20 protein-coding genes are annotated in these 25,409 nt (G+C 33.6%); 11 read left to right on the plus strand and 9 right to left on the minus strand.

The genetic code is table 11. The annotated features are described in order from the left end of the window. Positions 1 to 258: 258 nt before the first annotated feature. The 5 genes from folE to ACYSNV_RS05850 all read left to right on the plus strand — a co-directional run bounded on the left by folE (position 259) and on the right by ACYSNV_RS05850 (position 4,927). Positions 259 to 930 (plus strand): GTP cyclohydrolase I FolE, encoded by a 672-nt coding sequence (folE, locus tag ACYSNV_RS05830; protein ID WP_461761623.1) that lies wholly within the window; start codon positions 259 to 261, stop codon positions 928 to 930. A gap of 23 nt (positions 931 to 953) precedes the next feature. Beyond that, positions 954 to 2,432, plus strand: a complete 1,479-nt coding sequence (cysS, locus tag ACYSNV_RS05835) for a cysteine--tRNA ligase (RefSeq protein WP_461761624.1) — start codon at positions 954 to 956, stop codon at positions 2,430 to 2,432. Positions 2,433 to 2,480: 48 nt separating this feature from the next. Beyond that, on the plus strand, positions 2,481 to 2,705 hold the full coding sequence (gene yidD, locus ACYSNV_RS05840; protein ID WP_461761625.1) for a membrane protein insertion efficiency factor YidD: 225 nt from the start codon (positions 2,481 to 2,483) through the stop codon (positions 2,703 to 2,705). A 62-nt stretch (positions 2,706 to 2,767) separates the two neighbouring features. Then, entirely contained in the window at positions 2,768 to 3,694 is a 927-nt protein-coding gene (gene lgt, locus ACYSNV_RS05845) for a prolipoprotein diacylglyceryl transferase (protein WP_461761626.1), read from the plus strand. A 543-nt stretch (positions 3,695 to 4,237) separates the two neighbouring features. Continuing rightward, positions 4,238 to 4,927, plus strand: a complete 690-nt coding sequence (locus tag ACYSNV_RS05850) for an HAD family hydrolase (RefSeq protein WP_461761627.1) — start codon at positions 4,238 to 4,240, stop codon at positions 4,925 to 4,927. A gap of 711 nt (positions 4,928 to 5,638) precedes the next feature. Here ACYSNV_RS05850 and secDF read toward each other — a convergent pair. The 8 genes from secDF to ACYSNV_RS05890 form a co-directional block, all read right to left on the minus strand. Further along, positions 5,639 to 8,629, minus strand: a complete 2,991-nt coding sequence (gene secDF / locus ACYSNV_RS05855) for a protein translocase subunit SecDF (protein ID WP_461761628.1) — start codon at positions 8,627 to 8,629, stop codon at positions 5,639 to 5,641. A 136-nt stretch (positions 8,630 to 8,765) separates the two neighbouring features. Continuing rightward, a complete protein-coding gene (locus tag ACYSNV_RS05860; RefSeq protein WP_461761629.1) occupies positions 8,766 to 9,701 on the minus strand; it encodes a malate dehydrogenase in 936 nt (311 codons plus the stop codon). An 80-nt stretch (positions 9,702 to 9,781) separates the two neighbouring features. Then, positions 9,782 to 11,722, minus strand: a complete 1,941-nt coding sequence (gene gyrB, locus ACYSNV_RS05865) for a DNA topoisomerase (ATP-hydrolyzing) subunit B (protein ID WP_461761630.1) — start codon at positions 11,720 to 11,722, stop codon at positions 9,782 to 9,784. A 171-nt stretch (positions 11,723 to 11,893) separates the two neighbouring features. After that, entirely contained in the window at positions 11,894 to 12,343 is a 450-nt protein-coding gene (locus ACYSNV_RS05870) for a hypothetical protein (protein WP_461761631.1), read from the minus strand. A gap of 132 nt (positions 12,344 to 12,475) precedes the next feature. Further along, positions 12,476 to 14,290, minus strand: coding sequence for a TonB-dependent receptor domain-containing protein (locus ACYSNV_RS05875; protein ID WP_461761632.1), 1,815 nt, complete (start codon positions 14,288 to 14,290; stop codon positions 12,476 to 12,478). A 23-nt stretch (positions 14,291 to 14,313) separates the two neighbouring features. Next, complete coding sequence (locus ACYSNV_RS05880; protein ID WP_461761633.1) at positions 14,314 to 17,340, minus strand: tetratricopeptide repeat protein; 3,027 nt, start codon at positions 17,338 to 17,340, stop codon at positions 14,314 to 14,316. Between the two features lie 128 nt (positions 17,341 to 17,468). Beyond that, on the minus strand, positions 17,469 to 18,170 hold the full coding sequence (locus ACYSNV_RS05885) for an LrgB family protein (RefSeq protein ID WP_461761634.1): 702 nt from the start codon (positions 18,168 to 18,170) through the stop codon (positions 17,469 to 17,471). Then, positions 18,167 to 18,511 (minus strand): CidA/LrgA family protein, encoded by a 345-nt coding sequence (locus ACYSNV_RS05890; RefSeq protein ID WP_461761635.1) that lies wholly within the window; start codon positions 18,509 to 18,511, stop codon positions 18,167 to 18,169. The genes ACYSNV_RS05885 and ACYSNV_RS05890 overlap by 4 nt, the downstream gene beginning before the upstream one ends. A 537-nt stretch (positions 18,512 to 19,048) precedes the next feature. Between ACYSNV_RS05890 and ACYSNV_RS05895 the strand changes: the two genes are divergently transcribed. From ACYSNV_RS05895 to rplT, 5 genes are all read left to right on the plus strand, one after another. Beyond that, a complete protein-coding gene (locus tag ACYSNV_RS05895; RefSeq protein WP_461761636.1) occupies positions 19,049 to 19,732 on the plus strand; it encodes a cell division ATP-binding protein FtsE in 684 nt (227 codons plus the stop codon). Positions 19,733 to 19,973: 241 nt separating this feature from the next. Then, entirely contained in the window at positions 19,974 to 21,926 is a 1,953-nt protein-coding gene (gene thrS, locus ACYSNV_RS05900) for a threonine--tRNA ligase (RefSeq protein ID WP_461761637.1), read from the plus strand. Between the two features lie 45 nt (positions 21,927 to 21,971). Beyond that, positions 21,972 to 22,529 (plus strand): translation initiation factor IF-3, encoded by a 558-nt coding sequence (infC, locus tag ACYSNV_RS05905; protein WP_461761737.1) that lies wholly within the window; start codon positions 21,972 to 21,974, stop codon positions 22,527 to 22,529. A gap of 59 nt (positions 22,530 to 22,588) precedes the next feature. Further along, complete coding sequence (gene rpmI / locus ACYSNV_RS05910; RefSeq protein WP_461761638.1) at positions 22,589 to 22,786, plus strand: 50S ribosomal protein L35; 198 nt, start codon at positions 22,589 to 22,591, stop codon at positions 22,784 to 22,786. 119 nt (positions 22,787 to 22,905) lie between these two features. After that, positions 22,906 to 23,250, plus strand: coding sequence for a 50S ribosomal protein L20 (rplT, locus tag ACYSNV_RS05915; RefSeq protein WP_461761639.1), 345 nt, complete (start codon positions 22,906 to 22,908; stop codon positions 23,248 to 23,250). A 73-nt stretch (positions 23,251 to 23,323) separates the two neighbouring features. Here rplT and ACYSNV_RS05920 read toward each other — a convergent pair whose 3' ends face one another. Continuing rightward, positions 23,324 to 24,160 carry a transporter gene (locus ACYSNV_RS05920; RefSeq protein WP_461761640.1) on the minus strand — a complete coding sequence of 279 codons (837 nt, stop codon included), beginning with the start codon at positions 24,158 to 24,160 and terminating at the stop codon, positions 23,324 to 23,326. Between the two features lie 208 nt (positions 24,161 to 24,368). Here ACYSNV_RS05920 and ACYSNV_RS05925 point away from each other — a divergent pair, with 208 nt between their 5' ends. Beyond that, positions 24,369 to 24,986, plus strand: coding sequence for a methyltransferase domain-containing protein (locus tag ACYSNV_RS05925; RefSeq protein WP_461761641.1), 618 nt, complete (start codon positions 24,369 to 24,371; stop codon positions 24,984 to 24,986). Positions 24,987 to 25,409: the final 423 nt, after the last annotated feature.

Raw genomic sequence — 25,409 nt, forward strand, 5'->3', positions numbered from 1 at the left:
CTAAAACACAAAACCCAACCAATGAGAACTTGTAAAAACTTGGCAAAACTTAGTTAGGTGATTTGTTTTAAAGCCCCTAAAACAGTCCAATATTCATCTTTGAATCAGCCCGAAAATCAATTTAACTACTAATAATTATAGTATTACTCTAAAAAACAAGTATGCGAAGGTTTTTATAGAAGACCTATCCCTCTTTATCTATAATTATTATTTATATTTGTATCGAAATTAAAACAATTTGCATAAAATAAAACTAGAATGAATAACAACGAAAAGTTTCACGATGAAATGGGTGACAACCATATTGCATCGAGTGATGCTACCCCGGTAAGAGGAGATGCATTTGATCGCACGGATGAGGAAAAAATCGAGATAATAAAAAAGGATGTAGAGAACATTTTAAACACACTTGGTTTAGACTTAACCGATGATAGTTTAAAAGGAACTCCTAACCGCGTGGCCAAGATGTTTGTTAAAGAGATTTTTGGGGGGTTAAATCCTGCTAAAAAACCTAGCTCATCAACTTTTGAAAATAAATATAAATACAGTGAGATGTTAGTGGAGAAGAACATCGTAGTTTATTCCACTTGTGAACATCACTTATTGCCAATTGTAGGGAGAGCCCACGTAGCTTATATTTCAAATGGTAATGTTGTTGGTTTATCTAAAATGAACCGCATTGTTGATTATTATTCAAAGCGCCCTCAAGTACAAGAAAGACTAACTATTCAAATTGTAAATGAATTAAAGCGTGTATTAAATACCCAAGATGTAGCCTGTATTATAGATGCAAAACATCTTTGTGTAAACTCTCGTGGAATTCGCGATATTGAAAGCAGTACAGTTACGGCTGAATTCGGAGGGAAATTTCAAGATGAGAATGTTCGCAAAGAATTCTTAGACTACATTAAACTAGATACAAAATTCTAAATTAATTTTAGATTATTATAATTATGGCATTATATCAAGAACAACAATTAAAAGTTTATAATTCCCTTACTTCCCAAAAGGAAGTATTTACCCCTATCCATCCTGGAAAAGTAGGTATGTACGTATGTGGTCCAACCGTATATAGTTATGTGCATCTTGGAAACTGTAGAACTTTTATCTCTTTTGACTTGGTATATCGCTACTTAAAGCACTTGGGATACCAGGTGCGTTATGTTCGCAATATTACCGATGTTGGACACATGGTAGATGATGTGGACCAAGGCGAGGATAAAATTGCTAAAAGAGCTCGAATCGAACAAATTGAGCCAATGGAAATTGTGCAAAAATACACAGTGAATTTTCATCATATTTTAAAACAATTTAACAACCTTGAACCAAGCATTGAACCTACGGCCACTGGACACATAATAGAACAAATCCAAGTCATCCAACAAATAATTGACAATGGTTATGCTTATGAGATCAACGGTTCTGTTTACTTTGATGTTCAAAAGTATAATACCGATCATAACTATGGAATCTTAAGTGGTCGCAAGATTGAAGATTTAATATCTAACACAAGAGATTTAGATGGTCAAAGCGATAAAAGAAATCCTTTGGATTTTGCATTATGGAAAAATGCAGAATCTCAACATATAATGCGTTGGCCTTCTCCTTGGGGAGATGGTTTTCCTGGATGGCATTTAGAATGTACGGCAATGAGTACTAAGTACCTTGGTAATCATTTTGATATTCACGGAGGTGGTATGGATTTAAAATTCCCTCACCATGAATGTGAGATTGCTCAAAACCAAGCTTGTACAGGTAACTCACCTGTTAATTATTGGATGCATGCCAATATGCTTACACTAAACGGTAAAAAGATGGCTAAATCCACAGGTAATAACATCTTACCTGATGAACTGTTTTCAGGAGAGAACAGTATTTTAAGTAAAGCTTTCTCTGCTAGTGTTGCTCGATTCTTTATCTTACAAGCCCACTATAGAAGTGTTCTTGATTTTTCGGATGATGCTATTTTAGCCTCTGAAAAAGGTTTTCAACGATTAATGGAGGCCATAAAGATTATCAATGATCTCCCTAGTGGTAAAACTAGTAGTTTAGATATTGCTACTTGGAGACAGGCTTGTTATCAAGCTATGAATGACGATTTTAATAGTCCAGTTCTAATAGCCCATTTATTTGAAGGTGTTAGAATGATAAACTTAATTAAAGAAGGCAAAGAAACTCTTTGTGCAAGTGATCTAACACTACTAGGACAAACCATGCATGACTTTGCATTTGATGTTTTAGGTTTAGTTGAACCTGGAGATAATCAAGATAACAATGAAAAGCTGGAAGGTACAGTTAAGATGTTAATCGAAATGAGAAAATTAGCCAGAGCTAACAAAGATTTTGCCATGAGTGATCACATCCGAGATGAGCTTGCAAAATTAGGCATATCTTTAAAAGATGGTAAAGAAGGAACTACATTCACAATTTAATTAAAAAAGCTATAAGATTTCTTATAGCTTTTTCTAATAAGAACCTTTATGCTAAATAAAATATTAATTTTTCCATTTCTACTTCTAGTTAGATTCTATCAAGTGGCCATCTCTCCTTTTTTTCCACCTGCCTGTAGATATAGTCCAACTTGCTCTAGCTATACAATTCAAGCATTAAAAAAGCATGGCCTTTTTAAAGGCGGATACTTAGCAGCTAAGAGAATCTTAAGTTGTCATCCTTGGGGAGGAAAAGGATATGATCCAGTTCCTTAATAGAAAATTAGTCAACTAATAAAAAAATTATTACTTTTAGCCCTTAACTCTAGAAATTATCTATGATACACACTTTGTCAATTATTTGGAATCCTACCGAAGGAATTAATTTAGGACCACTTCCGTTAAGATACTACAGTTTAATGTTTGTTATAGCCTTTGGTTTAGGCTGGTTTATAATGAAAAAAATCTATGACAGGGAGGGTTTAAGTGTAGAGCAATTAGACAAGCTATTTATTTATACAGTTTTAGCTACATTAATTGGAGCTAGGCTTGGACACGTTTTGTTTTATGATTGGGCATATTATAAAGACCATCTATTTGAAATTATTTCACCAGTTAGATTCACACCTAAATTTGAAATAGTTGGCTTTAGTGGTTTAGCAAGCCATGGTGCAGCAATTGCAATAATTATAACGATGTATTATTATAGTAAAAAAGTGATACATAAGCCTATTTTATGGATTTTAGATCGAGTAGTAATACCTATAACTATAGGTGGTGTTTTTGTACGTTTGGGAAATTTTTTCAATTCCGAGATTGTGGGAATACCTACAAATAGTTCCATGGGGATTCGATTTATTAGAGATCAAATAACTCCTGGTCAAGCTATGCAAATAACTGGAATTAATGATCACAATCAGGCTTATGCACAAATCCAAACTAATCCAAATTTCGCGCAATACTTGGATTTAGTTGTAGCTAAGCATCCGGCGCAACTTTATGAAGCCGCAGGGTATATTATTGTGTTTGCTATATTATATTACCTTTACTGGAAAACAAATGCTAGAAAAAAACTTGGTTATATTTTTGGAATTTTCCTAGTTCTTTTATGGGTTGTACGCTTTTTGGTAGAATATGTAAAAGAGAGCCAAGGTGGCTTTGAAGAGTCTCTAGGGTTATTCTCCACAGGTCAATGGCTAAGTCTACCTTTTATTATCATAGGTATCTATCTTTGGGCTACAGCAAAAAATAGACCAACGACATAGAAAATTAATTTATTAATTATATAAAACTTAGGTTCTCTTTTTTTTAAAAGGGAACCTTTTTTTTAAAGCTAGCTTTTAAAAATAAACAAGAATTAGAAAAACAGTAAAGCCTTTACAAATAATCACTTGCTTTTGGATTTTTCGACTTTTTAATAATTTAATTAAGCAAGAACCTGCAATAATTAACAAAACAAAAAAAGCTAAACATTAGTTTTAAAAATTTAAGAAAATATCTTTAACCTGCGTTTTTTACCTTAAATATTATCGGGCTATAGACCTTTTTTAATTGGGTAATAATACGAAATTTGTTACCTAGAAAATCTTTTAGTAATCCTATTTTTTTTAGGCATTACCTTGTATTATTTGGTAATAAAAATACATTATATCCTTGTTTGTATTTTCTTAGTTATACTGTATAGCTATTTTTATGAGTTATAAATTCCAAAATCACTAGTTTACCATAGAGATTAATCTAGACAAATGTCCTTTTTATAAATCATCCTTTTCTAGAATTTTGCGTCATAAAAAACATCTAAAAAAGAAATGAAAAATAATATAAAAACGATTGCCCTTGATGCAGATGATACCCTGTGGGTAAACGAGGCCTATTTCCAGCAAGCAGAAAAAAAATTTTGCCAATTACTTGAGCCCTACCAGTGTAACCAAGTGGTATCACAGGCGCTATTTAAAACCGAAATGAAAAACCTGCATTTGTACGGTTATGGAGTAAAAGGCTTTATTTTGTGCATGATTGAAACTGCAAGTAATATTTCAAATGGCACTATTTCTTTAGAATTGATTAATAAAATTATAGCTCTTGGACACGAACTTTTACAAAAACCTATTGAATTATTACATGGCGTGGCTGAAACTCTGGATAAGCTAAAGGGTAAATATAAATTGATATTAGCCACTAAAGGCGATTTATTAGATCAACAACGTAAACTCAAAAAATCGGGATTAGAAGGCTATTTTCATCATATCGAAATAATGAGCGACAAGAAAGTGAGTGACTATCAAAAGTTATTAAAACAATTGGACTGTAAGCCTGAAAATTTTCTAATGTTAGGCAATTCCATTAAATCCGATATATTACCAGTCTTAGAGTTAGGTGGATACGCCGCACATATTCCATATCACCTAACATGGACCTATGAACAACACCAAAGTAATTTAAAACATCAAAATTTTATAGAATTGGAAAGTATTGACAATATTCTCCATTATTTATAAAACTAAAACAGTATAGCGAAAAATCAAAACACATTTTATATTGCACTTACCCATTAAAGAAGCTTTTTTTTGATACAAATAAAATGATAGCCAAAAAGAATATAAAATTAGTAAGAGCAAAAAATAACTATTTTTTTCATACTACATTATTCATATAGTTATAAAAAAGGCAATCTATAACACCAAGTTTAGACGTGCTAGAAAAAGGCTTAACCTTTTTATTTTTACAATTGTCTTATTTACCATTAACCCTTAAAGGGTACTTGAAGGGGTACTTAAATGGTGTATTGTTAAATCAAAACAATCTTAATAAGATAGCATTATACGAAATTCACGAGCTACAGCAGCACCTTGAATTTGAAGGTTTCCACTTTTTATGCAAACGAAATTTATTTTTGAAATATACTGTTTGTCCACAAATTACAAATCAAAACCTATACTACTTTGTGACAAACACCACAATCTATTTTAACGATTAGGTACTTTCAAAAAACAACCAAGGAAAATATTTAAATACAAAACTAACTTAATATACTCTCAAAAGCCTTTTTAAGACCTTACAGTACATAATTTTCAGGGTTTTATATAAATATATCTTTTCAAAAAAAACTTTAAAATCTCAAGCAATAACAAATTAGGGTTAAACGCAAAAAAGGTCACTAAAAAACATTAGTGACCTTTTTCTGTATAATAAAAAAACGTATTACATCTTTATTGAGCTTGCTCAATTTCTTGTTCGTTCATTAATTTATGTCTTCTTTCAATCTCCTCTTTATCCTTTTTAGGCATTGTATCCACCAATACAGGCGTTGCCAAGAATAATGAAGAATACGTACCTACAATAATACCAATTAGCATTGCAAAGATAAATCCTCTTATAGAATCACCTCCAAATACAAACATGATTAATAAAACCATAATTAAAGTAAGCGACGTGTTAATTGTTCTAGATAAAGTAGTATTAACCGAATCATTAACAATAGTATTGAAATTTCCAATTGTATTACCAGCTATGTATTCACGAACACGGTCAAAAACAATTACTGTATCATTCATCGAATAACCTATCACGGTTAAAATAGCAGCAATAAAATGCTGATCTATTTCCATATGCCAAGGCATAAACTTATAAGTCAAAGAGTAAACACCCAGTACAAAAATCACATCATGGGCTACCGAAACAATTGCCCCTAGTGAATACTGCCATTTACGGAATGAAATAACTAAATAAACAAAAATAGCAGCCATGGATCCTAGTACAGCCCAATATGCATTTTGCTTAACGTCTTTAGCCATTGAAGGTCCGATTTTAGAGGCTTGTATAACTCCAACACTTACTGTTGCATCTACAGGGTTTACAAATTGCTCATAAGTCAAGTCTGTTTTATAATATGGTTTTAAAGCTTGATAAAGCATCTTGTTAACTTCTAAATCTACATCAGCTCCCTCTTGCTCTACTTTGTATTTAGTCGTGATTTTCAACTGTTCTTTATTACCAAAAACTTTAGCCTCTACGTTAACCCCAAAAGCATCACCTAGAGTACCACTAACTTCACTAGCAACTACCTCTTGATCAAACTTAACTTGAAATGTACGTCCTCCAACAAAATCCGTTCCTTCATCAAATCCATTGATAAAAAACGATCCGAAAGAAACCACAACGATTATTGCCGATAAACCATAAGTGTACTTTTTAACCCCTAAGAAATCAAAGTGGAAATTAGTAAACCAATTTTTAGTAATTGGCGTACTAAAAACTAATTTTTTTCCTTTAGCCACATCGCGATCCATAAAGATACGTGCGATAAAGATGGAAGTAAATAACGAGGTTGCAATACCTATTAATAAAGTTGTCGCAAATCCTTTAATAGGTCCCGAACCAAAAGCAAATAGAATTACACCTGTTAAAATATGAGTAACGTTTGCATCTACAATTGGACGCATAGCACCTTTCCAAGAATAAGCCTCTTTTACTGTTTCGGCTAAACTCATTCCCTTTCGTAGACATTCCTTTGCCCTCTCGGAAATAATAATATTCGCATCGACTGCTGTTCCCATTGTTAGTACAATTCCCGCAATACCAGGAAGGGTTAATACCGCTCCTAAACTAGCTAGAATTCCAAACATAAACAGTAAGTTTGCTAGAAGTGCAATATCCGCATACCAACCTGCTTTACCGTAATAAAAGATCATCCATCCGGCAACTAAAATAAGTCCTACAACAGCCGATAACATACCTGCATCAATGGCTTGCTGTCCTAATGATGGTCCTACAATCTCACTTTGAACAATATCTGCTCCAGCTGGTAGCTTACCTGCACGAAGAATATTGGCTAAATCTTTAGCCTCTGCTAAGGTAAAATCTCCAGAGATAGAGGATCTACCACCAGAAATAGGTCCAGATGTCACTCCTGGCGCTGAATACACAATGTTATCTAAAACAATTGCAATATTACCACCTTCCGTATAAGCCTTACCTGTTAACTCCTCCCAAGTCTTAGCACCTTTAGGATTCATTTGCATGCTAACTGTTGGTTTACTATACTGGTCAAATTCTTCATGAGCACCAGTAACCACACTACCACTTAAAGGTGGTATTCCTTCGCGGTTTGTCTTTAACGCATATAGTTCTACTATACCCTGAGCGTTACTTTTTGGTTTACCCCATACAAATCTAGCATATTTTGAGTTTGCTGGTAGTAAAGCACGAACATCTGCACGTTTAAGGTAACTATTAATTTTTACTGTATCCTTAGAATGGAAATAACCTAAAATAGGACTCTCTGGATGCCCTCCACTTACAATTAAGTCGAAAATTGGTCCATTTGAAGCATTTTGCTCCTTAGCCAGGGTATCTGATGAGGCTCCTAATAATGCATCAATCTCTGAAATTTCTTCTTGATTATCTTGTTGCGCAACTGGTTGGATCTCCACAATCTCAGTAGTCATTAAATACTGATTTACTGTAGCAAGATAGTTTCCTAACTCTTTACCTTTGTAAGTTTCCCAAAACTCAAGTTGAGCGGTGCTTTGTAGTAAATTTTTTATACGATCAACATCTTTTGCTCCTGGAAGCTCCACTAGAATTCTTCCAGTATCTCCTAACATCTGGATATTAGGTTGACTCACCCCGAATTTATCGATACGCTCTCTAAATACACGGTATGCACTCTCAATTGATTCTTTTACTTTGACATTTAAAATAGCCTTTACTTGACTATCTGTCATTCCTACTGTAATCTCACTTAAATTTCTATTAGCGAAAATATCGCCAGAGGCTAATTTTACTTTTCCTGCTGATACTTTTTCAAATGAATTATAAAAAGCATCTAAGTAAGTTTGATTACCTTGACGTGTAGTTTCTGCCTCGGCTAAAGCCTGTACAAAAACTGGGTTTTTCGAATTATTTGCTAATCCTTTTAAGATATCTTTAATAGAAATTTGGAGAGTTACATTAATTCCTCCTTCAAGATCCAAACCTTTGTTAATTTGTTTGGCCCTTACTTCATTAAAGGTCTGTCCTAAAAAAACCTTTTCATTACCAATTGAGTCTAAATATTGTAATTCTTTAAAAGAATCTCCATCGGCATATGCCTTGGCTTTATCCTCATAATGACTGGCAACAAAGGTAAATGATAATTGGTAAATACTTACCAAAGCAAATATGATCGCAAAAAATTTAACGAGTCCTTTATTCTGCATTATTACTAAAAATTAATTATTTACTATTTTAAAAACGAGCAAATATAAAATATGCCAAAGGATTAACCAATATTTTATAAAAGAATATCAGCAAATTTCCTGGCATATCTTATATTTTATTTAACAATATACGTTTTTACGATAAAAACTTGGCTAACTCCGCGTTTGTTTGATTAACCAATATGGCACTTTGCTTAAATTTTTCCTGATCTTGCTGGTTTAATTTAATATCCACAATTTCTTTTAAACCTTGCTTACCCAAAATACAAGGAACCCCAATATATAAATCCCTATGGGCATATTCGCCCTCTAAGAAAACTGAACATGGTATCATTTTATTTTTATCGTGTAAAATACTATCTACCATATAGGCTACAGAAGCTCCCGGCGCATACCATGCAGAGGTCCCCAATAGTTTGGTAAGTGTAGCTCCACCCACCATAGTTTGGGCCACAACTTGCTCTTGTTGTTCACTAGTTAAAAGGCTAGTAACGGGAATTCCTTTATAAGTTGCATAGTTTATCAATGGAATCATTGTTGTATCACCATGCCCACCAATTACCATAGCTTGTATATCACTCATTGGCTTGTCAAGAGCCTGGCTTAAGAAGTAAGTGAATCGCGAAGAATCCAAAGCTCCTCCCATGCCAATAACGCGGCGTTTATCTAATCCACTAATTTTCAAAGCAGCCAAAGCCATGGTATCTAAAGGATTAGTAACGATAATAAAAATAGCATTAGGGGAATATTCTAAAGCACTTTGCATTACCGTTTTTACAATGGATGCATTTGTTGCTATAAGTTCCTCACGTGTCATACCTGGTTTACGTGGAATACCTGAGGTTACAACTACAATATCACTATCTTTAGTTGGAAGATAATCATTAGTTGTACCTGTAATTACAGTATCAAAGCCTAAAGTAGCAGCACACTGCATTAAATCCATTGCTTTACCCTGAGCTAAGCCTGGAGCAATATCCACGATTACAACTTCTGAGGCAATTTGACCATTTGCAATAATCTGCGCGCAACTAGCACCTACGTTGCCCGCTCCAATAATTGTTACTTTCATAATTGTTTTTTTTTGGTTATTAATAAAAAAAGGTCAACACAAATAATTGTCTTGACCTTTTGCTATGATTTTATCTTATACTAGGCATCAATCTTAGCATATGTAGCGTTTTGTTCGATAAATTCCCTACGAGGTGGTACTTCATCTCCCATTAACATTGAAAATACGCGATCGGCCTCTTGCATACTATTAATTGTTACTTGACGCAAAATACGGTGTTCTGGATTCATAGTAGTATCCCATAACTGCTCGGCATTCATCTCTCCAAGACCTTTATAACGTTGAACACTTACTCCCCCGCCCATTTGTTCTACTAAAGCTGCACGCTCTTCATCATCCCAGGCATATTCTTTGCGTTGTCCTTTTTTAACCATATACAAAGGAGGAGTGGCTATATAAACATAACCATTTTCTATTAATCCTCGCATATAACGGAAAAAGAAAGTCAAAATAAGAGTTGCAATGTGACTACCATCCACATCGGCATCACACATAATAACAACTTTATGATAACGTAATTTTTCTAAGTTTAAGGCTTTACTATCTTCCTCGGTTCCTATTGTAACACCCAAGGCTGTAAAAATATTTTTAATTTCCTCACTTTCAAAAACTTTGTGACCCATTGCTTTCTCCACATTAAGAATCTTACCTCTTAGAGGTAAAATAGCTTGAAACTGGCGATCACGTCCTTGTTTTGCTGTTCCACCTGCCGAATCCCCCTCGACAAGAAAAACTTCACACTTAGCTGGGTCTTGCTCAGAACAATCAGATAACTTTCCTGGTAATCCACCACCGGTCATTACTGTTTTTCTTTGTACCATTTCTCTGGCCTTTTTAGCAGCATGACGAGCCTGGGCGGCCAAAATAACTTTTTGTACAATTATTTTTGCATCGTTTGGATGCTCCTCTAGATAGTTTTCAAGCATTTCTGCCACAGCTTGACTAACAGGAGAAACCACTTCTCTGTTTCCTAATTTAGTCTTTGTTTGACCTTCAAACTGGGGCTCCATCACTTTAACAGAAATAATGGCAGTTAATCCCTCGCGGAAGTCATCTCCGGTAATTTCAAATTTTAATTTTTCTAACAATCCAGAATTATCGGCATATTTCTTTAAAGTACGAGTTAATCCCATACGAAACCCTTGAAGGTGTGTTCCCCCTTCATGGGTATTGATATTATTCACATAGGAATAAATGTTTTCAGAGTAAGTATCATTATATACCAAAGCAACCTCCACAGGAACATCTCCCTTATCGGTTTCCATTGAAATGACGTGTTCGATAATCGGGGTACGATTTCCATCTAAAAATTTGATGAATTCTTTTAATCCCTCTTCCGAATAAAATTTCTCTGCTTTAAAATTACCATCCTTATCGGTCTGTCTTTGATCAGTAAGATTAATAGTTAAGCCCTTATTTAAGTATGCTAACTCTCTTAAACGTCCTGCTAAAGTTTCGTATGAATATTCTAAAACCTGAGTAAAGATTGTTGAATCTGGTTTAAAAGTAACCATTGTCCCTTTATGCTGAGTCTCACCAATTACTTTTACTGGATGTAAGGCCTTACCGCGAGAATATTCCTGTTGGTATACTTTACCCTCGCGATGAACCGTTGCAATTAAAGTTTCAGACAATGCATTCACACAAGATACTCCAACTCCATGAAGTCCCCCAGAAACTTTGTAGGAATCTTTATCGAATTTACCTCCAGCACCAATTTTTGTCATTACAACCTCAAGGGCAGAAACTCCCTCTTTTTTGTGGATATCCACTGGTATTCCACGTCCATTATCCTCTACAGTAATTGAGTTATCTGGATTTATAATTACATTAATGGTATCGCAATAGCCTGCAAGTGCCTCATCAATAGAGTTGTCCACCACTTCATAAACTAAATGGTGAAGCCCTCTAACCCCAACATCTCCAATATACATGGAAGGACGCATCCTTACGTGCTCCATTCCCTCTAAGGCTTGTATGCTATCTGCCGAATAATTATTCTTATTTGTTTCCTGGCTCATAATATTTTTCTAAAATAAGTAACGTACAAATATACACTATTTGAGGCAGTATATCAAACCAGAAAAGGCTTTATTGGTCATTAAATGCCAAAAAAAAACAATCTTAATACAAAAAAAGCGCCAATAAGCATTTTGCCTATTAGCGCCTTATTTATTAAATAATAAGTATTCTTATTCCAGATGATTAACTTTAAATTCACAATTATTAAAAACAAATGAGTCATGAAGTTTTCTTCCAATTAATTGCTTGGCAATCGGAGCATCCATGGAGATGGCTAAAACAGAATCTTGTTCTAAAGCTATTTTGGGCAATGCAGCACTTAAAAACAAGTATACAGTATTTAATTTAACCACACTACCAAACTCGACTTGTTGGCTAACGCGTTTATCATCGATTTTACGGACTATTTCGCGTAACGCAATATTCTCCTGTATCTTTTTGCTGATATTCTCCTGTTCGATATGCATCATAGATAAAGACGTTTCATGCTTATCTCCAGCAGAACTTTTCGCATCACTTTGAGCATCAAGTGCTAAATCTTCAATAATACTTTGAAACGCTTCAATTTTATCATTTAATCGCTCAAGACAAATTCTTTTTAAGTTTTCTTTAAGAGTCATGTTTGGTTTGTTGTTTGTTGTTTGTAAACACAAAAGTAAACCTTATTTTAAATAAAAAAATTAATAATAGAAGTTTTAACTATTAAAAAACTAATAAATACGTATTTTTTAGATGGTATTAATAAAACGTAACTAAAAGTCAAATTTATACATAGCACCTGCAGCAAGTTGAATTCCTTGTACTTGATAATTCACAAAACGATCGTATTTTGAATTAAACAGGTTATTTCCTTTTACAAAAACAGTCCAGTTTTTGGTAGGCCTATACCCTACCTTTATATTTACATCCACAAAACCTTTTAGTTTTGAAATAAAATTTTCTACCCCATTGCTTTGTCCTTGTATATCAGTTAGTGGATTATATACACCAAAGCGATCAAAGCGTTCACCTATATAAAACACTTCTAACTCTGCAAACCAATCTTGTTCAAACTCAAATCGAGCATCGGCTCCTGCTTTAAATCTGGGTAAATTCCATGGTTTTTGCTGATTTGTATCATAATGGTTATACTGGGCATGAATACCTAAAGATGTTTGACTTTCAAACTCATATCTCATTTCACCATATAGATTAAGTGTTTTAATATTTTGATACTCCACAACAAAAGCATTACCAAATCCATAAGACGGAATCTCTTTGGTTAACATAGAAGGAAATATTCCTGAGACAAATGTTGCCTGATTTTGTTGATCTTTATAAGATCCCTTTATATTAAAAGACAAGTTATTATCTAATTTCCCTCTAAATCCAAGATATAAATCGTATCGTTGACTTGTTGGAGTAATGTCTAAATTTGGAGAAACAAATGGGTTTAAACCAACAAAATCTTTATAAGAGTTTTGCTTTAACCCACCTTCAATTCCAGCATAAGCTACCAAAATATTATCCACTAAATTATAAGTGGCCTTAACCTGGGGATATACATAAAATTTATTATCACTACCTCTTTGTGGGTTTTCTATACCTTTAGATGTTGTTTTTCCATCATTATAAAAAATACCCAAACCTAATTGAAGCGTATAATTATCCTCTACAAACTTCACATTGGGCTGAATTCCAAGATTAAGGTTCTTATAACTTAAATTATCATAGCTAATAGCTTTTTGATTAAATAACATCCCATTTTTATATTCGCTGGAAACATAATCAACCACTATATCTACATTCAAATCACTCACATAACCAACCCGAGTGGTTAACCTTGGACGTAACCAAAAACGATTTTCTTGTGTTTTATAATCATCCCAAAATTTATCATATCCCAAATCTACAGAAGTAAAAGGAGAGTTTTCAAATTCTAAAGTGGCATTAAAATATACATCATTGTACTTGTGTTTAGGATCTATATTAGCTAAAATTGATTCGGTAAAATCAAAGCGATTAGTTGGTAGTCCGTACCAATTCCTTGTCTGAAAATCACCACCTAACTCTGCTTTCCAGGTTAAGCCATTTTTATTACCAAAATAGAAAACATTAAAGTCTGTTTTTGAGAAACTATCATCTAAAAGCACATTTTTCACACCTCCTTGCGAGGATCTATATCTAGCAAATCCCCCAAGAGTTGAAAACTTATTGAGTTTTTCACTTAAAAAGGCCTCGGCATGTAAGTTTGTGTAATTACCTATGGAGGCCAATGCGTAGTTAGCAAAAGGTCTTAAACGTACACTTTGTTGAATATCTGCAACATCCCCTTTCTCTGGCACAAAGGTAGAGGCCACTGGAAAAGAACTTATGGTATATTCGACTTGCTTTTTTTGTTGATTCTCCTGGGTTTCTAAAAAAGGATCTTCTTTTAATTTAAATGCTTCATTAACAACCGCATCATATCCACGAACCACAGTAACTTCTTCGGTTCCCAAATCCGGTTTTTGCTTTTTTTCTTGCCCCTGAACTCCAATAGTAGCTAAAGACAGGACAAACAAGGTATATATATTTTTATTTTTCATTTTTATTCGAAGTTATAGAGTGGTTATTGGCTAACAGATGAATTACGTTTAGCCTCTTGGCTTTGGATAAAATCCAATTCTTTTTTAGCCTCAAAAACAACATCCTTATATTGTGAAAAGTTTTTTATCACACTATCTAAAATATAAGTAGCTTGATATGAATCATTTAGTTGATAGAAGTTTTTAGCCATTAATACTAAACCTTTAGCACCGTAATAAGGGTAGCTAGAGTAATCTTTAGCTAAAACTTGGATACTTTGATTTGACTCTTGGTAGTTGCCGTCTTGATTTAAAAAGTAGGCCTGGTAATAAAGGGCCTCGGCGGCAAGTTCTCCACTACTTGAGGATAATACTAACTCGTAGGCTTGCTTGGCTTTTTCAATATTATTTGTATAAAAAGAACTTCTAGCCACAATCAACTGCGCATCACTTTTAACTCTGTTATCAACCTTAGGTTTATCTAACACCTTTTGAGCATATTCTAAAGCCTGACTATAATTTTTTTGGTCATAATACAGCTTCATTAAATTTGACATGGCAAAAATTTGATTTTGCACTTGTGAGGCCTCATTTTCTAAACGAACTAAAAGTTTCATACTGTTTTGAAGATCTTTTTTCTTTAAATATATTTCTGCTGATTTAGCCAAAGAAACTTCTGTAAATTCATTATTACCATAGTTTAAAACAGCATTATAATATTTTAAGGCTTGATCTTGATCTTGTTGCGCCATATAAATTTGGGCAAGGTAAAAATTGGCTTGTAAAGCATTCTTACCTGATGGGAACTCTCTTAAATATTGTTTATAACCAGCTATAGCTTCGGGTGTATTGTCTTGTAAAGATTGTCTTTGGGCAGAATCAAAAGAATCATTGTCTAATTCAGAATCAGACACATCAACAAAGGACAACCCCTTAACCCATTGTGCATATAAATCCACCTGACCTTTATCTATGTATATTAATCGAGCATTTTGTACTGCCTCTATAGCCTCGGGAGTACTTGGTGATTCATTAACTATTTGTTTAAATTTAGCTAAAGCCTTGTCACTTTGACCAGTATTATAATAAATCAATCCTTGACGTAAAGCCGCTCTGGCTTTTTTATTGGAGTTCGGATAATTTTGGATTAATTTTTCAAAAGCAGCTAAGGCATTTTGATCTTGTTTTTGTAATTCATAGGCTACCCCTAACTCATATTGTGCTTGATCGGCTAAATTGGACCCAGGGAAATCCTGTACAAAATCGATCAACTCTTTCTGCTTCTGGTTTTGTCTGTCCACAAAACCGTAAGAAATTGCTTTTTGGTAACGAGCATACTCTTGATCCCCAGCATTGGCATTAATAATCACGTTATAAGCATCCATTGCTGGCCAATATTTACCATTAACAAAATTACAATCTCCAATACGCAGATAAGCATCGTATTTACGGGTTTGATCAACACCTTTAGTATTAACAAAGTCATTAAAATAGACAAGAGCTTGGGTGTAATTTTTCATTTTAAAGTAAGCATACCCTATGTTATAATCCACATTGATAAACTCCGGGGTGCTTGGCGCCTTTGGCGAGCTTTTATAGTCTAAAAAAGATTCGATACCTTGGCTATACTTTTGTAAAGCCACTAGTGTTTCTGCCTTCCAATATAAAGCTCTAGCGGTAAAATATAAATCTTGTTTTTCTGCTAAAGACTTATTAAAAAGACTTAGCGCTTGTTGATAGTCATTTTCGGCATATAATTCCAAAGCTCTATAAAAGCTTACTTTTTGGTAAACCTGAGCGTTGCCAATTGATTTATTTTTTTCTAAAAGTGAAAGAGCATCCTTATAGTTTTTAGATGTGACATAGGAATCTATCAGTAACTCTTGTATCTCATGTTTATAGGGTGAATTGGGGTATTTGTCTAAAAATTCACTCAAGACAGAAGGCGCGCTTTGATAAGCATTTCCTATTTCATAACTTAATTTTGCATAGTTTAAAAAAGCATCTTGCTGAATTTCCGCATCAAAACGCATTTCAGAGGCATTTTTAAAGGCATTTAAAGCTTGAATTTTTTGATCTGTATTTAAATAACTTTCCCCTAAATGATAGTAGGCATTTTGTGCCACACTGTTATTACCCTGAATAATTTTATTAAACTGTTCAATAGCATTTTGATACTCTCCCTTTTTATAGTAAGCATACCCTAATTGGTAATAATCGGTGTTACTCCATTTCCCATCCTTACCTTGATATTGTTGCAAATATCCCAATGCCTTATCGTATTGTTCAAGATTAAAATAACTCTCTCCTACAATTTTTGATAACTCAGAACGTTCAGCTTGCTCACTGGCCTTATCCAATTGAGCTAAACCTTCGGTTAATGAATTCTGAAAGTTTCCGCTTTTAAAGTTCATGTCGGCTTTATAATACCCCATTTTATCTTGATAGGAAGAGGAAATATCTATTTTCTCAAAATGTTTTTTGGCGTCTTCATAATTATTGTTAGAATAGGCCATATATCCCAAATAGTAGGTAGCTTGATCCCCCCATTGACTATTTGGACGTACTTTTTGTAACGTTTTTTTTGCCTCCTTAGGGTTTTTCACATAAAAGAAACTGTATCCTTTTTGAAATAAAAAACGATCTTGTTTACTATTCTCAAGGATATTGATATTCTTGACCTTAGTAGCATACTGCAGGGCTTTAGCATATTGTCCCTTTAAAAAGTAATAATCTGTCACATCTACGTATGCTTGATTTTGCTTTGCACTTGTGGGATAGTTTTTAACAAAATCATCTATTTTTTTCTCAGCTCCTGGCTGATCTAATCGAATAGCACAATTTGCAATATAATAAGCACAGTCAGCTTCCACTTCGGTATTTTGTGCTAAAGAAGTTTTCTTAACTTTTTCAAACAAGACTTGAGCAGCTAAATACTGCTCCTCATTATATAGAAACACTGCGTGATTAAATTCTGCTAAACCATTGGTATAAATCTCTGTCTCTTGAGCTGAAACCGCTAGGCTACTAAAGCCCAAGGCAAGAAAGGCTAATCTATTAATTTTACGCATCTAATTTTTTTTTATTTATTTTCAAATATATCATTTTATAACATTATAACTGTAAATCACTATCAAATATACTAAGTCATACACAGCCTTTAACATTAATTTAAACAATTTTATTAACATTTATCACTCTACGACAAATACCCTTGTAACCATTGCAAAACTAATGGCGCTAAAACGGCCGTAATAATACCATTAAAAATCATGCCAACACTTGCAAAAGCAGCAAATTTATCGCTTATTTCCATTGCTTTCATGGTTCCCATGGCATGAGCTGAAGTTCCCATGGCGATACCTTGAGAAACAGGATTGGTTATTTTCATTAAATGCAAAAACTTAAAACCAAACATACTACCTATCATACCGGTTAACATTACAGCAGTTGCTGTAATTGAAGGTACCCCACCAATGGTTTTAGAAACTTCCAACGCAATTGGTGTACTTATACTTTTGGGTATTAACGAAAGAATAATTTCTTGATCTGCACCGGTAATTTTAGCAAAAAAAACAACCGAAAGGATTCCAACAACGCATCCTACAAACTGACTAGCTAAAATGGGGAATAATTGCTTTTTAATTTTGTCCCAATAACCGTATAAAGGAACAGCTAAAGCTACTATAGAGGGTTGTAAGAAAAAATCAATATACTGTCCTGCTTGGCTATAATTTTGATACGGAATCTCTAACAACATTAAATAACTCAATAAAATACCCACTGATAAAAGTATAGGGTTAAACAAAACCCATTTTGTCTTTGCAAACAAACCAATACCTATACTATAGGAAAATAGGGTTAGAAATAATAAAAATGCTGGACTTGATAAAAAACTCATTTCTTTTTTCTTAAAATTTGGTGGGTTAATGCCGTTGTGGAAATAACAAGTGCAGTACTAGCAATTGTTGCAACTATAATAGGAAGCAATGCGCTTGTTATCACATCAAAATAATTTAACATCGCCACACAGGGAGGTACAAAGAAAATACCCATATTTTGAAGTAAAAATTCACTAACTGACTTTATAGATTCTACTTTTATCCACTGTAATTTTAGCAAGGACCATAAAAGTCCTAAACCAATTATACTTGAGGGCAAAGGTATTTTTGTTAGATAAATTATTAATTCCCCAAAGGCCAAGCATCCGGCTATAACAGCAAGCTGTTTAATTAAGTTCATAGTATTGTTGATATTTTCTACAAATTTAATAACAACTCATTACAAGTCCTTGAAAAACTTACTATTTTAAATCAAGCTCAAAAAACACCAAACACGAAGCTAAACCAAATCCCAATTCCAATTCCATTTTTTTATTAGCATTTTGCTATCTATTTAATAACCTTTAGATAAACTAACTAGCAAAATAATATCCTAGATTTGCCCTAGTAAAATAAAAAATATGAGTTAAAACCCCAGAAAAAAACACACAAAATAATTGGTTAGTTAGAAAAATCAAGATAGCACATTTTTTGGCTATCTTTTTTTTATAGAAATCACAACTCTTTCACACCATGCTTAAAACCTTGTAAAGCGATAGGCTAAATAAAGAAAAAGATTTACATGTATAAGATTTTTTTACTTGCCTTATTTTCAAATCTCTGGATAAAACAACAGGTGTTATAATTAATAGATAATCTTTTTTAAGTTTTCCTTAACCTAAAATATGGTAAGAATCAATTAAGTTAGTATTTTTACACCATATTTTGCGCAACTCATATGTCAAAAACAGTTTTATCTCTTCAGGGAGTCGATATCTATCAGAACAAACACAAAGTCCTTTCCAATGTAAATTTACAGGTAGAAAAGGGCGACTTTATCTATATTATTGGTAAAACAGGAGCAGGTAAAAGTAGCTTTATGAAGACTCTTTACGCAGATCTACCCCTTACAAATGGTTATGGAACTATTGTGGATTATAATTTGCGTGAATTAAAAGAAAAAGACATTCCTTATCTTCGCAGATCTCTTGGAATCGTCTTTCAAGACTTCAAGCTTCTCCCTGATCGCACAGTTTACGGTAACCTGCACTTTGCCTTACGAGCCACCGGATGGACGGAACCTCAAGGAATTCGTCGAAAAATAGAAGAAGTTTTAAACTCGGTGGGTATGATTAATCACATTGAGAAAATGCCTCATCAACTATCGGGAGGGGAACAACAACGCATTGCCATAGCTAGAGCACTTTTAAACGATCCGGATCTGATTTTAGCCGATGAACCTACTGGTAATTTAGATCCCCAAACCAGCGCGGAGGTAATGGAGCTTTTACGAGCTATTAACCAAAACGGGAGAACAATTATTATGGTAACTCATGATTATGCACTTTTGTTAAAATATCCTGCAAAGACTTTAAAATGCGATGAAGGCAGTTTATTTGAGGTAGTTTATAAAACCAGCTAACCTTTAATTAATCAACAAAACACTTACGCCCTTTTTTTTCATCTTTTCCAAGACTACCTTTACTTTATTGTATTAGCTTAAATCTGTTGAAAACTTTGAGATTAACCCCTGGTAATAACCATATAGATTAAATAGTTAGTTTAAAAGAAATAGGCAATACAAAAAAAAGATTTCTTCTTAAGAATTTATTGTAATTCTCTGGTAATTTCAGTATATTTGCCTTTTATTTTTGAAATTTATTATGATTAAAATTACATTACCAGACGGTTCAGTAAAAGAGTTTGCCTCGGGGGTAACTCCTTTGGATGTTGCAAAAAGTATAAGTGAAGGCTTAGCTAGAAATATTATCTCTGCAAGCTTCAATGGTACCACCATCGAAACAACCACCGAACTGACCCAGGATGGTAGTTTAGTTTTATACACTTGGAATGATCCTCAAGGTAAGCAAGCCTTTTGGCATTCCTCTTCTCACGTTATGGCTCAAGCTCTTCAAGAGTTATACCCTGGAGTAATATTAACCATAGGACCTTCTATTGAAAGTGGGTTTTATTATGATGTTGATTTTGGTGAACACAAAGTAACAGATGCTGACTTTAAAGCAATCGAGCAAAAAGTACTTGAGATAGCCAAAGAAAAACATGATTTTAAAATGCGTTCTAGTACGAAAGCAGACGCTTTAGCCTACTACAAACAACACAATAACCCATACAAAGTTGAGTTGATTGAAAATCTTGAAGATGGAACCATTACATTTTGTGATCATGCAACTTTCACAGATTTATGTCGTGGCGGACATATACCTAATACGGGTATTATCAAAGCCTTTAAAATACTTTCTATTGCAGGGGCCTATTGGAGAGGTAATGAGAATAATAAACAACTAACTCGTGTTTATGGGATTTCATTCCCAAAACAAAAAGATTTAACGGAGTACTTAGCCCTACTAGAGGAAGCTAAAAAACGTGACCACCGTAAATTAGGTAAAGAGTTAGAATTATTCACTTTTTCTCAAAAAGTTGGTCAAGGTTTACCTTTATGGCTTCCCAAAGGTGCAGCTTTAAGAGAAAGATTAGAGCAATTTTTAAGAAAAGCTCAAAAAAAGGCTGGTTACGAACAAGTAGTTACCCCACATATAGGGCAAAAAGAATTGTATGTAACTTCTGGCCACTATGCTAAATATGGAGCAGATAGTTTTCAACCTATTAATACACCAGTTGATGGAGAGGAGTTCCTATTAAAACCAATGAACTGCCCACATCATTGTGAAATATACAATGCTAAACCATGGTCATATAAGGACTTACCAAAACGATTCGCAGAATTTGGAACGGTATATAGATATGAACAATCTGGAGAATTACACGGTTTAACTCGTGTACGTGGTTTTACCCAAGATGACGCTCATATTTTTTGTACACCAGAACAATTAGACGAAGAGTTCAAAAAAGTAATCGACCTTGTTCTTTATGTTTTCGGTTCATTAGGATTTGAAAACTTTACAGCTCAAGTTTCGGTACGTGATTTAAATAATCCTGATAAATATATAGGTTCTGTTGAAAACTGGGAAAAAGCTGAAAATGCCATTATTAACGCTGCAAAAGACAAAGGTCTAAACTATGTTATAGAAAGTGGAGAAGCTGCCTTTTACGGACCTAAGCTTGACTTTATGGTAAAAGATGCTTTAGGTAGAAGTTGGCAACTTGGAACCATTCAAGTTGATTATAACTTACCCGAACGTTTTGATTTAAATTATAAAGGTTCTGACAATGAGCTTCATCGCCCTGTTATGATCCACCGCGCTCCGTTTGGTTCAATGGAAAGATTTATTGCAATTCTTCTTGAGCATACAGCTGGAAACTTCCCACTTTGGTTAGTCCCAGAGCAAGCTATCATATTGTCTTTAAGTGAGAAATATGAAAATTATGCCAAAAAAGTTTTAGATTTGCTAGAAAATCACGAAATTCGCGCCTTGGTAGATAACCGTAACGAAACTATCGGTAAAAAGATCCGTGAAGCAGAGGTTCAAAAGTTCCCTTACATGTTAATTGTAGGAGAGGATGAACAAAACAATGGAACAGTTTCTGTTAGGAAACATGGAGATTCTGGAAAATCAAACCAAACCATGAAAATAGAGGATTTTGTATCTTTAGTACAAGAACAAATTAAAGCCTCTGTTAGAGAGTTTGGACAATAAAATATGTATAACGCTTGGTAAGACAAGCAAAAAACTTTTAAAGCCATAGCAGTAAGACAAAACAGAGGTTATAGACCTCGCGAAGAAAAAAAAGATGCGCATAGAATTAACAATGCCATCCGCGTTCCTGAAGTTCGACTTGTTGGTGACAATGTAGAACTTGGTGTATATAAGCTTGCAGACGCAATGCGTATTGCGGAAGAGTTAGAATTGGACTTGGTTGAAATTTCGCCAAATGCAGAACCACCTGTTTGTAAAGTAATTGATTATAAAAAATTCCTTTACGAGCAAAAGAAGCGTGAAAAAATGCTAAAGGCTAAATCAACTCAAATTACCGTTAAAGAAATTCGTTTTGGTCCACAAACAGATGAGCACGATTATGAATTCAAAAAGAAAAATGCAGAGAAGTTCTTAAAAGAAGGCTCTAAATTAAAAGCATTTGTTTTCTTTAAAGGTCGTTCTATTATTTATAAAGATCAAGGACAAATCTTGTTATTAAGATTAGCTCAAGATTTAGAAGAATATGGTAAAGTTGAATCCATGCCTGTACTGGAAGGAAAGCGTATGACTATGTTCATTGCACCAAAAAAGAAAAAAGCTTAATTCTGACTAAGAATTTTAAAAATAGTTAAGTAAGATAATCATTAATACCTAGGAAAGAAATGCCTAAAATGAAAACTAAATCTAGTGCTAAGAAACGTTTCAAACTAACTGGCTCTGGAAAAATCAAAAGAAAACACGCTTTTAAAAGTCACATTTTGACTAAAAAATCTAAAAAGCGTAAATTAGCTTTAACTCACTCTGGATTAGTGTCTAAAGCAGATACAGCAAGTATCAAAGATCAATTAAGATTATTATAGTCTTAAAACAGATTTTAAATAACTTCGGTTAAATTAATTTAATAACCCTGGAGTGGTGCAAACTAAACATTTGAAAGTACTTTTAAGAGAGTCGCCCACTACAAAAAACATTTAAAGAAATGGCAAGATCAGTAAATGCAGTAGCTTCAAGAGCAAGAAGAAAAAGAATTTTGAAGCAAGCCAAAGGTTACTTTGGAAGACGTAAAAACGTTTATACAGTAGCTAAAAACGCGGTAGAAAAAGCAATGGTATATGCTTACCGTGACAGAAAACAAAAGAAAAGAAACTTCCGTTCATTATGGATCATGCGTATCAACGCTGGTGCTAGACAACACGGACTTAGCTATTCTCAGTTCATAGGGAAAGTAAAAGCTAATAACATCGAATTGAACCGTAAAGTTCTTGCAGATTTAGCTATGAACCACCCTGCAGCTTTTGCAGCTATCGTGAATAAAGTAAAATAATAAACGTTTGTCAAATCTGATTTATCTTACTTAATATAAAAAAGCCTTACATTTTTATGTAAGGCTTTTTCTATTATTTAATAAAAGGAAGAGTAATTCCTCCTGTTATACCAAAATCTGAACGCATCGCACTTGGTCCAAATACAGTAAAACGCGGTCCGAATAAAATTTGAATTTTTTGCTTACCTATAGCGGTGATACCTGTTAAACTGGCCTGTAGTATCATACTACTTCTATGGTGTTCCCAATCCTGGGTATACTCGCCAACGACCATTACCCCTGCTCCACTATCCCATTGGTAGCTTGCAAAGGGCTCAACAAACATTTGATTAATATCATCTCTATGTCTATCCCCAGCAACACTCCATACCTGATTAACCATCGCTCCATATGTCCAACCGTCTTTTTGAAATAAACCTACTAAAGAAGGTCCAACACCCCATTTCTTTGTTGTTAAATAGTCGTTGGTTCCTGTTGGCATGGAGATAATTGGTCCCCCTCCCCAAAGAAAACCATCTTTATTATCCGAAATAGGACTCAAAAAAGCACTTACTTGCGTATCACTTAATCCGCGTTGTCTTGTACCGGGCCCAGTAATATCGTATTGCATTACAATTGGTAAAACAACACGTGTGATAAGATTCCATTTTTCTGAAATTTGAAATGGAATTACAGGTTGAATATTAGTGGTATTTCTAGCACCTCGAAACTCTCCAATACCAAAATCTACATCATTTTCAATGGGTACACTTATTAACTTAGCCACCGGATTTGCCAACTTTCTAGCTAATTCTCCTGCTGACAAATCCTTGTCAGAGGTAGGTGCTTTGGTTGTTTTACTTTGAGCCCCTACATGGATAGCCGACAAACCTGTGAAGGCTAAAGCTACAAATAAAGAAATTTTTTTCATAGTTTTCGTTTTTTATTAAAAATGCATTATCTATAAGTTTGTATTTAATTCAACTTGCTATATGTTAAATTTAAGAAATTATTATTTATTTTTAACAAAAATATATTTATTTATTTCAAATCACATAGAATTACTTACTCTCCCGCTGTTTAAATGAATCCTTAGTATCAAAAATTAGCTGTATTTTCGCTTTAAATTTCTATTTCTAATGAATTGTCCTTTATGTAATTTTAAACTCGAATTAAGAGCTACAAGCACGTTTTATCTTTGTAAACAATGCCATAGTTATGTCAAAGACAAACAATATTACTTTTCAAGTTTGCAAGAGCATCAGCATTATAAAAAACATAACAATGATATCAATGATTTAGGTTACAAAAATTTCTCTAGTGACTTAACAAAAGCTATTGTAGATTTATGTCCATCCAATAATTTAGGGTTAGACTTTGGTTGTGGATCCGCGCCTATAATTACACATCAATTAAAAAGCCTGGGCTATACAGTAAATATCTTTGATATTTATTTTTTCCCACAAACCTGCTATAAAAATTATAAGTATGATTTTATATTCTCCTGTGAAGTTTTTGAACACTTACATCAACCTAATTTAGAGTTAACAAATCTTCTTAATCTTTTAAAAACCGATGGTTATTTATTTATTAAAACTCACCTATATGATAATCAAACGCCATTTGATAATTGGTACTACATAAAAGACCAAACTCATGTTTTTATCTATACCAAAAAGACAATGAGATATATCGCAGAGAAGTTCAATTTACAAGTTATTTACCTAGGAGAAAGGGTTATTATTTTTAAAAAATAAAGAGTTGATATTAATACAAATTACGTGATCTCCCCCCCAATGGCTTGCATTATTAATAGGTTTAGGTATAATTATCCTAACAGGGGTTAATCAGTGTTAATTTTCATATTTTTTTAAGTATTGGCTATTTGTTTTACTCAATAGGCTTGTTTGGTGAAATTTAAACACTTAAAAACATAGCCCCTGTACGGCACTGTTATAAAGCAAAAGAAGGGTCTTTCCACTACCCTTTACTTTTCATGTTTTTATTTTTTTTCACCCCTATGGTTCTACTTTTTATCTGTGTAATATAAATTTAAAATGACATACTAATTTCCAAGTTGACTTTATCTAGATCTTAATTTTTACTTTCACTTATTTGTTGGGTTATTTTTTTGGGAATTGTTAAAAACCTTTACTCGATCCATAAAATATCGGTAAGTT

The sequence above is a fragment of the Myroides sp. LJL119 genome (genome assembly GCF_054871605.1).